Below are 14,069 nucleotides of genomic sequence, written 5' to 3'. Positions count from 1 at the left end.
CTTCGAATGCTATACTTAGTTTAGGGGGGATTATAATGAAATTTGATTACAAGTATGCGCTAACAAACTCTTCAGAATTGATGCCACTTGCATTATTTTTTGGCACAGCTTCTTATATTTCTTCTATTAACATATTGGTGTGTTATGCTATTATCTTAGCTATTTTATATTACATTTACTATATCAAATTAGAAGTTCCTTTGAGAAATAAGCACCCCTCACTTTCTGAATCGAATAGAACAACTCCGACGGTGGTCACATATGTACTAATGCCTTTAACCATCTTTGGTATAATTTGTATTACACATTTTAATCTCTCTGGTGCTTGGTTTGTTTTAGTGCTTTTAATACTTCGCTGGCTTAAGGATGGCTTTTCAAAAACATCAGTAAATTAGTGTTCCTAGATGATGCATTCGAAATGCACTTTTTATGGCAAACTATCTTTGTTTCTTAATGATGATCCCCCAAACAACTTGCACAATTACCAAAAGGACAAACGGAACATCCAAAACATACCATGTTATCATTTTAACTTCTGGCGTTTGAACTAGCCCAGATCCATCTACTTTTCTCGTAAAAATAAAAATTGATAGCAATACAAAAACAAAAATTTCTACAATTGAAACAATCATCCATGTTTTTTTCATTTTGCCTCTCCTATATTTAGCATTATACGCTTACTTGAAAAAATTGATTATTTACACAAAAGCCACTAGATAGAGCACTTTTCTTTTTGGGGAAGCACTCATATCTAGTAGTTTTTTGATTGATAGACTTGGATCAATTACTATAATGGTAACATTTATGTGTACCTTAACTCAACATCTCAACAAAAAGCCACACACCTTGCTATGAGATGAGTGACTTGATTGACGCTTTTCTTACTTTTGTTCTTTTCATCAAAATTACAATTTTTGGCTATTTTTCTCTAGGTGATATTACACCGAGCTTTATTAATCTCTACAAAGACAATAAAAGTGTAATTGTCACAGCAAACGGTGTGAAAAACATCGATAGCTCCTAATATATAGGGCTAATAATTTTATATTTCATTATAATAGCTAGCTGTACAAAAAGCACTCGCCTCATTACAAGGTAAGTGCTTTTTGTCTTACATCTTTGATGTAATTTTGCCAATCAAAAATTTAATAGTCTCATACACAAAACTCCGATTTACCCTTTCTTTTTGATCACCAGAGCTGTTATGAGTAGTAGTAATCCCAAAACAGTTACAGCTAATCCTGTACTGTTACTAGTTTGTGGCAATTGCATCATGGCTCTCGCTGCTTTGTTTTTTATCTGTAGTTATTGATAACTGACTGCTTCTCTTTACAGACACAGCCTCTTTAAACATCTGATATTTTTTAATTCCTTGCCTACGTGTAATTCTCTTCTGAGGGGTTCCTTTTTTCTGGAGGTTGGCTTCACAGAGGGTTTATTATCTGGTTTAGGTGTTGGGTCTGATGTTAGGCCTGAATCGAATATTATCTGGTTAAAGATCACTGTAGACGGAAAGATCGATAGAGACTGCTGTTCAAAGAGCTGGCCGTTTGAGACGAAAGCTTGAATTTGAAATGTCGGCAAGTTACGTATACTAATTATCCACGGTAAATTTAATTCATAAGGATGATTCTCAAGATATTCACTATAAAATTTTTCTGTATAACTCATATCATTTGGATCATTTACCCTCACAGTCACATTGCGATAGGTATTTCCCACTCTAATGCTCTTACCCGCAATATCATCATGTTTTAGTTGCCGAGACGACTTTGCTTGATTAAGCTTGAATTCAAGAGTATTTTGTTCCGAACTGTAAGATACATCGTAAGATAACTTTTTATTTCCGATAGTATAACTGGAACCGTCATTCTAAATCCATCAGCACCTTTTATTAATGATCAGGATGCTCATAAACAAACTAACTTTTGGAAAAGTAAACAGCGCAGACAGTATGCTAAAAAAATACCTTTATTCATTCCCAGCAGACCCTCAAGAACCTAACAAGTAGTAACCAAGTTCAGTTCTTAACTGGGCTTTTCTTTAACTCGCTCAAAGAGCATATGCTTGTGTATTTCAATTATGGATGCCTATGTCCATGCAACAAAGGAGAAGCAGCGTGAGACTGCTAACATCTTTGACAATACACTTTCGAAGACTTCCCATAATGCCTAATCAATATGCCAGAATAAGCGTGATTCTTCCCACAAGTGGAAACCGTCGTGGGAAGAATGTGGGAAAACAGAAAAAGGTCCGGTTTCAGGTGATAATTTACCAACCATAACCAGACCTTAGCATTGATATAACAACGTTTCTTACTTAGTTTCGTCTTCGTCGGTTTGTAAAACAGCCATGAACGCTTCTTGCGGAATATCCACTTTCCCGACTGCCTTCATTCGTTTCTTACCGGCTTTTTGTTTTTCTAGCAACTTCATTCGCCGCGTACGATCCCCACCATACAGATGAGCCGTTACGTCCTTACGATAAGCCTTAATCGTCGTCCGGGCAATAATCTTAGCCCCAATGGCTGCTTGAACTGGAATTTCAAAGTTTTGTCGAGGAATGATCTTCTTTAACCGTGAAGCAATCTCTCGGCCCCGTGCTGGTGCGAACGTCCGGTGCGCAATGAAGCTCAATGCGTCCACCTTGTCACCATTCAACAGGATATCAATCTTGACCAAATCAGCGCCTTGATATCCGTTCATTTCATAATCTAATGACGCATACCCCCGCGTATTGGATTTCAGTTTATCAAAGAAATCAAAAATGATTTCCGACAGTGGCATGTTATAGATAATATTCACCCGATAATCATCCAGGTACTCCATCGTCAAGAACTGTCCCCGTCGGTGTTGGCACAGGTCCATCACCGCACCAACATAGTCATTCGGTGCCATGATTGTCGCCTTGACGATTGGCTCTTCAATTCGTTTAATCGCGGACGCCTCTGGCATTTCGGCAGGGTTTTCAACCTCTTTCATCGTCCCATCGGTTAGGTAAGCATGGTACGTTACCGACGGCGCCGTGGTAATCAGGTCTAAATTAAATTCTCGTTCCAGTCGTTCTTGGATAACGTCCATATGGAGCATCCCCAAGAATCCACACCGAAAACCAAAACCTAACGCCTGTGATGACTCAGGCTCAAACTCTAATGCTGCATCATTTAACTGTAACTTTTCCAATGCCTCACGCAAATCATTGAGCTTCGCATTGTCAGTAGGATACAGACCAGCATATACCATGGGACTCATTTCCCGGTACCCAGGGAGTGCCTTATCCGCGGGCTGATCCGCACTCGTCACCGTATCCCCAACTCGTGTATCCGTAATGTCCTTGATACTAGCCGTGATATAACCAACATCCCCGGCAATTAGGTAGTCTCGAGCAATTGGCTTAGGTGAGTTAACGCCCACCTCTGTGACTTCATACTCACTACCACTATTCATTAGCCGAATCTTATCTCCGGGTTTGACCGTTCCTTCAAACAGCCGGATGCTTAACACTACTCCTCGATAATCATCATAAACAGAATCAAATACTAACGCCTTCAATGGTGCCGCTAAATCGCCCGCAGGTGCTGGAATCTTCGTCACAATCTGTTCCAAAAGTTCTGGAATCCCAATTCCCTGCTTGGCACTCGCTAAAACTGCATCGGAGGCATCTAAGCCGATCACCTCTTCAATTTCATTCTTCACCTTATCCGGATCGGCCGCGGGTAAATCAATTTTATTGATGACCGGTACAATTTCCAAGTCATCGTCAAGCGCTAAATAGACGTTAGCCAACGTTTGGGCTTCAACCCCTTGCGCTGCATCAACGACTAATACCGCACCCTCACAGGCTGCTAGGCTCCGTGACACTTCATAAGAAAAGTCCACGTGCCCCGGTGTGTCGATTAAATGAAATTCGTAATCATGTCCATCCTTAGCGTGATACGTCAACTCAACCGCATTGAGCTTAATCGTGATTCCGCGTTCACGTTCGAGGTCCATATCGTCCAACACTTGATCTTGCATATCGCGTTTGGAGATTGTATCTGTTAATTCCAAAATCCGATCCGCTAATGTCGATTTCCCATGGTCAATATGCGCCACGATGGAAAAATTCCGGATGTACTTTTGGTGGTTTTTTAATTTTTCAAGATCCATGTTGATTTCCTACTTTCTTAAACGCCATGTCTCGACAATTATACCAAGATTTCTATTTTTTTGATACCCATGTGTGTCCCCAATCCTTTGACTAGCGCCATTTACCTAAAATCTGGCGTCCATTTGACCATACGCAAAACCGCTACGTCATCAGATAGTGGTGGCGTAGCGGCTAGTTAGTTACTTATTCGTTTGTTGATATTGTGCTAACTGACTTGGTGGTAACTGTTGCCAGGTTGTTGAATAAAACTTGTCATTCATCGTGTAATGCGGTTGTGGTTGCTGTTTCGATAAGAACGGGTTAACCCGCCGATCGACTGCTAACCACCCACGCCAGCCTAGGTGAATCGTATCCGTCATAAAGTACGGGACGTTCCCCTTATCACTCAAGTCAACAATATTGTTGAACCCTTGTGACTGTAACTGGTAATGAATCTTTTGGTCAAATTGTTTGAGCATCGTCGCCGACAAGCCCGTGTACTTTTGCCACCGCGCATTGACTGGTGGAATGATAAATAACACGTTCGTATTGAGTCGGGCAAACTGATCCAAACATAATTGAAAATCTGCAAATTCAGGTGATTCTGTATAGGACAGATGTTTCTGGAAGTTCTTCAAGTGCCCCGTCTTCAGTTCCTTTTCCAGGCCTTGATGATAGAACTTATTACTAATCTGGAAGTGATTATCATTAGTAGCCGCTTTTCCTAATCGTCCACCAAGTGAATCCAACGCCGAGTATGAATAATGAGTGGGTAACTGCTTGGCTTGTTGGTTCACCCGATTTAGATTCTGCGACGGTAAATCGATGCCAGAGAAGAATTGATCCTCTTGCGTCAACATATTTTTACGGGTTTGCAAATAGAAGCGTTGGAAGTCCGTCAGCTTTTTACCAGCCGCAACTCGTTGCAAGGCTGCATAGATAAAGTGATCTGACTTAGCCACTGGCATTTGTAACAAGCGCTTAGCCGCGTACCGGTCAATGGCATCCCGTCGGAAATGCGTCAACCATTCAGTCGTCTGCAACTGTGAATAGTAGAACCCAAAGGCATCCTTTCGCGTCCCATCCTTGACGAACCATTGTGGCGAGATCACAAAGACCGCCTTTTTATTTCGTAGTTCGTTTTGAATGTTTTGCATCACAAAGTATTGGGTTAATGACTGCGAACCACGAGCCCCTAACAAGAACGGTCGGTAAGATCGGTGATACTTCTTGGCCAACACAGACGGATGCATCGGGTCAATTCGAGACCATTCTGATGAGCCAAAGAACGGCACATAACCGTCTTTTAAGGCTTCCTGCTTGATATGCTTACCACGCAAGACGTTTGGCGACAATGAAACTGCTGCTTGACGTTCACGCTCAGCACTCACATGGCTAAAACCTAACTTCATCGGCATTGCCAACACCGCAAAAACTAAAATCGCCGCGAGAATTAACGGACCAAAGATCCGTAGTAGTCGCTTGGTCATCGGCTAGGCCAGACTTTCGACTTTCGCGATGATCTTGTTGGGCGTGTCCCACTCTGACCGCTCAAATTCAGAAACTGGCACATCAATCCCTAATTCGCTTTGTAATTGCAATAACAGTTGCACGGACCCCATTGAGTCTAATAGTCCACTGTCAAATAAATTGTCGTCCATAGCACCACTAACATCGTTCCCCGTTAAATCGTTTAAAATTGCTAAAACACTTGCTTTGATATCCATAATATATATCCCCCTCTGAAATATGTTTCTCTAATTTTTACTTAAACCACAATGTGTTAAATAACCCGGAAAAGAGTAAGAAACTAAAGCAGACCAGATTAGCCGTCAAAAAGATGGCAAATCCTTGCGTCAACCAATTATGCGGGATACTCTCCCGATGTTTCTTCTTGTACCGTAACCAGGCATCGTTAATAACTAAGGCACACCCATGGAACAGCCCGTAGGCAATGTAGTACCACGTTACACCGTGCCAAAAACCCATGACCAACATGTTAATAATATACGTAACATTTGCCGTCGTCGTTGGACTCTTGAACACCTTATGCTTCATGAACCAAAAGACTAAGCGCATGTAGATAAAGTCTCGGAACCAAAATGATAGCGTAATGTGCCACCGATTCCAGAAATCCTTGATGTTTGGCGAACGCCATGGCTGTTTGAAGTTCATCGGTGTTTCAATCCCCATGATATACGAGGTGCCGACAGCAAACAGTGAGTAGCCGGCAAAATCAAAGTATAGATCCGCACTCCACGCGTACATGTATCCCAAGACTGGCCACGATAAATCCAAGAAGCCGCCTCGTGAATGCATTGCCATGAGTAACAGTTTGGGCATTAACAGGGTTCCCAAGTAATACGCGATAATAAACTTATACAAGAAGCCCACGAAAATGTAACGAATTCCCTTTTGGACCATGCCTAAATACTTTTCTCGATCTGGTACAGTTCGATAATCGTGTTCAAACCGTCGATAACGATCAATCGGCCCAGAAGAAATTGTTGGGAAGAACAGCATAAACTGTAGGAAAGTCATAACCTGGTAGTTCTTTAAGCTACCATCGCGAGTCTCCATAATCGTTTGAACTGCCCGAAATGTCAGGTAGCTAATCCCCATAAATCCAATCAATGATCCCTGACCATTCTCAACCGCCGGCGTAACTTTTACCAGCGTCAACGGGATAATAGCCAAAATGACCAACAGGTAGAAAACCGGTCCAGAGTTCTTCTGTTTACGATAAACGGCGTACCCCCAGGTCAAAGCCACTTCATACAAGACGTAAACAATCAGGGCAACTCCTTGGGTCCACTTCGGACCACCAAAGGTCAGGACTAAGAAGAAGATAGAAATGAGTGTCTCATATAGCCGCGACCGCTTACCGTACAAGAGACCAATCATCAACGGCAATAGTGCCACACCCAACAAGGCGAAATAAGTTGGGTTGCCGTATGGTTCAAATGACAGCATTACTGATTAACCTCAGCAATAATAGATTTAATATCAACCTTGCCGTTGGGGGTCATCGGTAAGCTATCCTTGTAAACAAAGCGTTGTGGAATCATATATTCCATCATGTCGCCGCCCTGTAAATTGTCCTTAATCGCCTTGGTTAAAGCCAATTCACTGCTAAACGTTTGCGCATTTGGCACCACCCAAGCAATCAGTTGGCTGACCTTGTGGTTGCGATCATACCGTGGAACGGCAACCCCTACTTGAATGTGGTCCTCTTGTGACAGGTAGTGGTTAACTTCCTCTAACTCGATGCGGTAACCGTGAAGTTTAATTTGAAAATCTGTCCGGCCACGGTACATGATCAAGCCGTTAGGCAATTGCACCCCTAAGTCACCTGACCGATACACCTGATGACCATTCAGCGTGACAAAAGCCTTAGCCGTCTTTTCTGGATTGTTCAGGTAACCCTTGGACATTGACGGCCCACTAATTAACAATTCGCCTTCACTACCCGCTGGAACAGGTTGTAATTGCTCATCCACAACCTGAATGGTTGTGTCTGCTTTGACATAGCCAATTGGTAATCGTGGATAATCCTGTAACAGTTGAGCCGTAATTTCAACCTGAGTAACCGCAACCGTAGTTTCAGTTGGGCCATAGGTATTGAAAATTCGTGCTGCTGGGAACCGCTGATGCAATGCCGAAGCCGTTGCATGAGTCAGTTCTTCACCACAGAATAAGAAGCGCGTCAGTTCTGGATAATGTTCCCCGTCAAATGTTGGTTCAAGTAAGCAAATATCCATAAAGGATGGTGTCGAGACCCAAACATTTAAATCCATAGTAGGCAGTGTTTCAAACAACTGTTTGAAATTATCCGTCACCGTCTTAGGTAGGGCCACTAACGTACCACCAGAAGCCAATGTTGGTCCCCAGTCCATTACAGACAGGTCAAAAGAATATGGTGCTTGTGATAAAGTTCGAGCAGCTGTGGGCAACGCGAAATCATCACTCAGCATCCAATTCACGTAACTCAATAAGTTATTATGCGAAATTTGAACGCCCTTAGGTTTTCCGGTAGTTCCCGACGTGAAGATGATGTAATACGTCTCATCTCCCTGAACGGCATGGGTCACGTCATAAGCTACTGGTGTTGCCCAAATCTGCTGCAGATCTGCTGCCGTAATAATCGGTGTGTTCCCTAAAGTCGTGGGCAAGTCGGCAACCCCAATTGCGGCTGCCGGTTGGGCAATCTCGTTAATCGTGGTTACCCGCTCTAGTGGCGAGTGTGTATCAATTGGTACATAAGCGTGACCGCTCTTAACAACGCCTAGGAAGGTCACCATCATATCAAAGGTCTGACCACCAAAAACCATAATCGGCGACCCAGCTGGTAACTGCATGTGATCCAGATGCGCTGCTAACGCGTCAGAACGTTGTTTTAACTCTCCGTACGTATTCGTGTGTCCCAAATCATCATAAGCTAATCGATTTGGTTCCGTTACGGCCCAGTGATCCATTGCTTGAATCATATTATCAATCATTGTCTATCCCCCCCAAAAAGTATCACGGTCATTGCTATCCTAAAATTCGGTGTAAATAAACGTCGAATTATTTAAGCCACTATAACCGTATAAATAAACCAGTGCCATCAAGATAACAAAATAGAAGATGGTCCAGCCAACAAATGCGACGACCGGTTGATGCCAAATCGCCAGCCACTTTGTTTTCATGAAAATTCACCCCCAAAGTTTGCCGGTTCATTCGTCCCCGAAACCGACGTCCGTCCAAACCCGACTAGAACTAATTATTCCCCGACGAATCGTTTTAGTCAAGTGGAGAATTGTGGCCCCCGCCACATTCCCTATAAGTTGAGATTATCATTGACAAAACATGATTGCAAACAACGCCACTCAACCTTAACGCTTTCTTTTCATTCTTAAGTTATCCCCTTAATTATTAGCCACAAAAAAGGCTGCTGAAAATACTCAGCAGCCTTGATATATCAACTACGAACCCACTAAAACTCGAATCCTAGTTTTCATTAAATTTGTCGCGCATTTTGTTAAATAAATTTCCTTTGCCACTGCCTGTGACACTTTCGCCACTAGCCTTCGCAAAGTCACGTAAGGCATCACGTTGACCTTTATTAAGGTTTTTAGGCGTCACAACCTTAATTGTCACATGTTCATCACCATTGCCGTTACCGCGCAGCCGTGGTGCCCCTTTACCGCGAAGACGGAAGGTTGTCCCGCCTTGAGTCCCAGCGGGGACCTTTAACTTAACGTCACCATGAACCGTCTTGACTGTCACATCGTCACCCAAGGTTGCTTGGACAAACGAAATGTCTTGGTCAAAGTAAATTTCTGTGCCATCACGCCGGAAATCCTTGCTTGGCTGAACTTCGAAGATAATGAATAGATCACCGTAACCACCGCCATTTTGGCCAGCCTCACCTTGACCTTGCAGCCGCATTTGTTGACCATCATCCACTCCGGCTGGAATCGTGACTTCAACTTCATGCCGTTCCTCTTCATGTCCGGAGCCGCCACAGGTTGGGCACTTTTCTTTAATCTCTTGACCCGTTCCATGACAAACAGGACATGGCTGTTGGCTACGCATCCGTCCTAATGGAGTGTTGGTTTCGGTCGTCACATAACCTGACCCACCACATTGGTGACACGTCACGGGTGACGTCCCTGGCTTAGCACCATTGCCACCACACGTGTGACACTGTGCTTCTCGGTTATATTTAATTTTAGTCTTCTTACCAAAAATGGCTTCTTCAAAGGTCAAATCCATCTGATACTGCAAGTCACGACCAGGCCGCGGCGCATTTGGATTTCGTTGACCACCGCCACCACCAAAGAATTGGTTGAAGATGTCGTCGAAACCACCGCCGCCACCAAAGCCGCCGAAGCCACCTTGTTGACCGCCGCCGAAGCCGCCAAAACCACCTTGCGCGCCATCTGCTGATCCGTATTGATCATAGTTGGCCCGTTTTTGTTCATCGCCCAAAACGTCATAGGCGTCCTGAACTTCTTTGAACTTTTCCGCCGCATCGGGGGCTTTGTTTAAGTCCGGATGATACTTCTTTGACAATTTCCGATAGGCTTTTTTGATTTCATCTTGGCTGGCATCCTTTGCGACACCTAATACGCCATATAAGTCACTTTGCGCCATCTTTTTCCTCCCAATCCATACCGCTGTTTTTTGCTACTCATAAGAATAGCATACTCGAAACAAAAAGCCAAAGCCCCACGGACTCTGACTTTTTGCCAAGCCGCATCTTATCGGCTTTTACTTCTTATCGTCGTCGTTAACTTCGTGGAAGTCACCATCAACGGTATTATCATCTTTCTTATCAGCGTCCGCTGTCGCCCCATCGGCACCAGCAGCGTTACCGTCACCGGCTTCGCTTTGGGCTTGTTGGTAAAGCTTGACGGAAAGGTCTTGGATAATCTTCGTCAAATCATCCTTCTTAGCCTTCATGTCGTCCAAGTTGTTAGCTTCTTGGGCCTTCTTCAAGGCATCACGTGCATCTTCGGCCTTCTTGATTTCGTCATCAGAAACCTTACCCTTAACGTCCTTCAACGTCTTGTCGGTCTGGAAGAGCAATTGGTCGACTTCGTTCTTGGTATCGACTTCTTCCTTACGCTTCTTGTCGGCTTCTTCGTTTTCCTTAGCTTCGTTCATCATCTTTTCAATTTCTTCATCGGATAGGCCGTCGGAACTCTTGATGGTAATCTTTTGTTCCTTGTTCGTCCCCATGTCCTTAGCAGAAACATTTACGATCCCGTTTTTATCGATGTCAAACGTCACTTGGATTTGAGGAACACCACGAGGAGCAGCTGGAATGTCAGTCAACTGGAAGTTACCTAACGTCTTGTTGTCAGCAGCCATTGGCCGTTCACCTTGTAAGACGTGAATATCAACAGCTGGTTGGTTATCAGCAGCCGTACTGAAGACTTGTGACTTGCTAGTTGGAATCGTCGTGTTGCGATCGATTAACTTAGTAAAGACACCACCCATGGTTTCAATCCCCAAGGACAATGGCGTAACATCCAATAGGACAACGTCCTTCACATCACCAGTGATCACCCCACCTTGAACGGCAGCACCTAAGGCAACGGCTTCATCAGGGTTGATAGAATGGTTAGGTTCCTTACCTGTCCAGCTCTTAACAGCTTCTTGAACGGCTGGAATCCGAGTAGAACCACCGTTTAAGATCACAACATCAATATCACTAGCTTGTAAGTCAGCATCCTTCAACGCATTTTGAACAGGAATCCGGGTCTTTTCAACCAGGTCAGCCGTCAATTCGTTGAACTTTGCCCGACTCAAACTCTTTTCCAAATGCAGTGGTCCATTTTCACCGGCAGAAATAAATGGCAAGCTGATTTGTGCTTCAGTAACCCCAGAGAGATCCTTCTTAGCCTTTTCAGCAGCATCCTTCAATCGTTGTAATGCCATCTTATCTTTAGATAAGTCAACGCCATTTTCTTCTTTGAAACCAGCGACTAACCAGTCCATGATCTTTTGGTCAAAGTCATCCCCACCTAAGTGCGTATCACCGTTGGTTGAGAGAACATCAAAGACCCCATCACCTAATTCCAAAACAGAAACGTCAAAGGTCCCACCACCAAGGTCATAAACTAAGACTTTTTCGTCCTTGTCTTGCTTGTCCAGGCCATAAGCCAAAGCAGCGGCCGTTGGTTCGTTGATGATCCGTTCAACGCTTAAACCGGCAATTTTACCAGCATCTTTAGTTGCTTGACGTTGCGCATCGTTAAAGTAAGCGGGTACCGTGATAACGGCCTTTTCAACTGTATCCCCAATATAATCTTCAGCAAATGCCTTCAAGTGTTGTAAGATCATGGCTGATACTTGTTGTGGCGTGTAATCCTTGCCATCAACACTCACCTTGTAGCCGGCTTCACCCATGTGACTCTTGATGGATGAAATCGTGTTCGGGTTGGTAATAGCTTGACGCTTAGCAACTTCACCAACTTGCGTTTCGCCGTCTTTAAAAGCGACAACGGATGGCGTCGTCCGAGCGCCTTCCTTATTTGCAATAATCTTTGGGGTACTACCTTCAAGAACGGCAACGGCTGAGTTAGTCGTTCCTAAGTCAATTCCGATAATCTTGTTACTTGCCATCAAAAATTCCCTCTTTTTTTAGTTTTTGGTTTGAATAAGTTATTGTGCGACAACCACCATGGCTGGCCGTAAAACCCGATCCTTTAGCTGGTAGCCTTTTTGTAGGACATTCACCACGGTTTCAGCAGCTTGACCATCCTCTGCTGGAACGGATTGAACGGCTTGATGTAACGTTGGATCAAAGGTCTGACCTAACGCCGCAATTTCCGTCACATGGTTACGCTTCAGGGCATCTTCCAGATGGTCATAAGTCATCTGAACCCCCTTCTTGATCTGTGCGGCAACGTCATCACTCGCCTCAACAGCTAACGCCCGTTCCAAATTATCAATGACGGGGAGCACGTCCTTAGCCAGTTGTTGACCATCATACTTGATCAACGTCGCCTGTTCCTTTTGGAAGCGTGCTTGCATATTTTGAACCTCTGCTTCCGCCCGCAGGTACTTATCCTCAAAGTCAGCTGCCTTTTTCTCTAAAGCAGCGACTTCTTCAGGCGTTGCGGTTGGCTGGTCTTCAACCGGCTGAGTTGCCGATTGATCTGTCTCAGCTTTAGGTGACGCTTGCTTCGTTGTGGCGGACTTTGCCGCAGTTTCATCATCTGTGGATGGTTGTTGTTCTTCAGCCACGATAAAAACCCTCCCTTTCTTTACTCGTCATAGTACCGGTAATAATCCAGTAATTTTTTCGCGAGTTCTTCACGAAACGCACCAACAATTCCCAACATCCGCGAATATGGCATTCGCGTTGGCCCGAGAATGGCAATCATGCCCTTACCATGTTGATCAACGTCATAGGTGGCGGTAATCAAACTGAAATTGCGTAGCGCATCATTCGTCATCTCGTTACCAATCTGTACGGAAATATTATCACTTGGTTGACCCAACACGTTTGCAATATCATCGGTCTTGTCGATCAGTGAATACAACGATTTTAGTGAATCAACGTCACTATCCTGCGAGAAATTCAATAAATTCAGTCGACCACCAACATAAAATCGCTCTTGCGCGGCCCGGGTCAAGACATCCCCGAAAATATCGAGAAAACCAGCGGGGCTTTGCATATAGTTAGTAATTTTCATTGGGATATCCGTTCGCAGCTTTTGTAAGACTTCCGGTAACGTCAGTCCGACCAACTGGTCATTGATTAAACGTACTACGGCTTCAAGCTGATCACCCGATACCGCTTCGCTCACGTCAAATGTTTGGTTCTCAACATCACCACTATCGGTAACCAAGATAGCCATCACTTGCCGCTTGCCCAATGGCACTAACCGAAAGCCACTCAAACGGCTATCCTTAAGCTCCGGCTTCAACGTGAACGCCGTATAGCTCGTCAAGTTCGACAGGATTGTCGCGGACTGCGAAATGATCTCATCAATTTTATGAAAATCGCCGCCTAACGATGACTGAATCACATCAATATCGTTGGGTCGCAAAGGATCTGGCTTAACTAAATGATCAACGTAATAGCGATACCCCTCAACCGACGGAATCCGTCCGGAAGACGAGTGGGTCTTTTTTATGAGGCCTTGCTCTTCTAGGGCCGCCATCTCGTTGCGAATCGTTGCTGAGCTTACGTGGATGGGTAACTGCTTAGCTAATGCCTTTGACCCAACTGGCACTCCCGTGTTCGTAAAGTCGCGGACAACCGCTCGCAGAATCATCATCTGTCTATCTGAAAGCATCACAATCACCCCTTTTTTAGCACTCAAACAATACAAGTGCTAAGACACATATATAATGTAGCAAAACCGCGTTTTGAAGTCAAGAAATCTAACAGAATTTTTAGCAATCAACGTAATTAAGTGCTAATTTCTTCGTTAAAACCG

The 14,069-nt window shown here is 44.1% G+C and carries 13 protein-coding genes; 1 reads left to right on the top strand and 12 read right to left on the bottom strand.

Annotation, left to right across the window (positions count from 1 at the left end):
- The first annotated feature begins 35 nt into the window (after positions 1-35).
- The gene (locus tag FC61_RS01525) at positions 36-395 is read left to right on the top strand and encodes a hypothetical protein (RefSeq protein ID WP_035464230.1); all 360 of its coding nucleotides are present in this window, start codon (positions 36-38) and stop codon (positions 393-395) included.
- A gap of 42 nt (positions 396-437) precedes the next feature.
- On the opposite strand, the gene FC61_RS01520 is transcribed toward FC61_RS01525, so the two are convergent.
- The 12 genes from FC61_RS01520 to hrcA form a co-directional block, all read right to left on the bottom strand.
- Complete coding sequence (locus FC61_RS01520) at positions 438-647, bottom strand: DUF3923 family protein (RefSeq protein ID WP_021741179.1); 210 nt, start codon at positions 645-647, stop codon at positions 438-440.
- Between the two features lie 526 nt (positions 648-1,173).
- Entirely contained in the window at positions 1,174-1,272 is a 99-nt protein-coding gene (locus tag FC61_RS12590) for an LPXTG cell wall anchor domain-containing protein (protein WP_169720523.1), read from the bottom strand.
- 1,043 nt (positions 1,273-2,315) lie between these two features.
- Positions 2,316-4,148 (bottom strand): translation elongation factor 4, encoded by a 1,833-nt coding sequence (gene lepA / locus FC61_RS01515; protein WP_011667997.1) that lies wholly within the window; start codon positions 4,146-4,148, stop codon positions 2,316-2,318.
- Positions 4,149-4,328: 180 nt separating this feature from the next.
- Positions 4,329-5,618, bottom strand: a complete 1,290-nt coding sequence (gene dltD, locus FC61_RS01510; RefSeq protein ID WP_021741177.1) for a D-alanyl-lipoteichoic acid biosynthesis protein DltD — start codon at positions 5,616-5,618, stop codon at positions 4,329-4,331.
- 3 nt (positions 5,619-5,621) lie between these two features.
- Positions 5,622-5,855 carry a D-alanine--poly(phosphoribitol) ligase subunit DltC gene (dltC, locus tag FC61_RS01505; RefSeq protein ID WP_011667999.1) on the bottom strand — a complete coding sequence of 78 codons (234 nt, stop codon included), beginning with the start codon at positions 5,853-5,855 and terminating at the stop codon, positions 5,622-5,624.
- Positions 5,856-5,892: 37 nt separating this feature from the next.
- Positions 5,893-7,101, bottom strand: coding sequence for a D-alanyl-lipoteichoic acid biosynthesis protein DltB (gene dltB, locus FC61_RS01500; protein ID WP_011668000.1), 1,209 nt, complete (start codon positions 7,099-7,101; stop codon positions 5,893-5,895).
- Positions 7,101-8,627 carry a D-alanine--poly(phosphoribitol) ligase subunit DltA gene (gene dltA, locus FC61_RS01495; protein WP_021741176.1) on the bottom strand — a complete coding sequence of 509 codons (1,527 nt, stop codon included), beginning with the start codon at positions 8,625-8,627 and terminating at the stop codon, positions 7,101-7,103. Before dltA ends, dltB begins: the two co-directional genes overlap by 1 nt.
- A gap of 39 nt (positions 8,628-8,666) precedes the next feature.
- Positions 8,667-8,816: a teichoic acid D-Ala incorporation-associated protein DltX gene (locus FC61_RS01490; protein WP_011668002.1), complete on the bottom strand. Its 150-nt coding sequence runs from the start codon at positions 8,814-8,816 to the stop codon at positions 8,667-8,669.
- A 301-nt stretch (positions 8,817-9,117) separates the two neighbouring features.
- Entirely contained in the window at positions 9,118-10,266 is a 1,149-nt protein-coding gene (dnaJ, locus tag FC61_RS01485) for a molecular chaperone DnaJ (RefSeq protein WP_021741175.1), read from the bottom strand.
- Between the two features lie 117 nt (positions 10,267-10,383).
- Positions 10,384-12,243 (bottom strand): molecular chaperone DnaK, encoded by a 1,860-nt coding sequence (gene dnaK, locus FC61_RS01480; RefSeq protein ID WP_011668004.1) that lies wholly within the window; start codon positions 12,241-12,243, stop codon positions 10,384-10,386.
- Between the two features lie 39 nt (positions 12,244-12,282).
- Positions 12,283-12,867: a nucleotide exchange factor GrpE gene (gene grpE / locus FC61_RS01475; protein WP_021741174.1), complete on the bottom strand. Its 585-nt coding sequence runs from the start codon at positions 12,865-12,867 to the stop codon at positions 12,283-12,285.
- A gap of 20 nt (positions 12,868-12,887) precedes the next feature.
- Positions 12,888-13,925, bottom strand: coding sequence for a heat-inducible transcriptional repressor HrcA (gene hrcA, locus FC61_RS01470; protein WP_011668006.1), 1,038 nt, complete (start codon positions 13,923-13,925; stop codon positions 12,888-12,890).
- Positions 13,926-14,069: the final 144 nt, after the last annotated feature.

Source organism: Levilactobacillus brevis ATCC 14869 = DSM 20054, from assembly GCF_001433855.1.
GTDB lineage: Bacteria > Bacillota > Bacilli > Lactobacillales > Lactobacillaceae > Levilactobacillus > Levilactobacillus brevis.
Note: the sequence above shows the minus strand (reverse complement) of the source record. Positions and strands in the feature narration are given on the sequence as shown.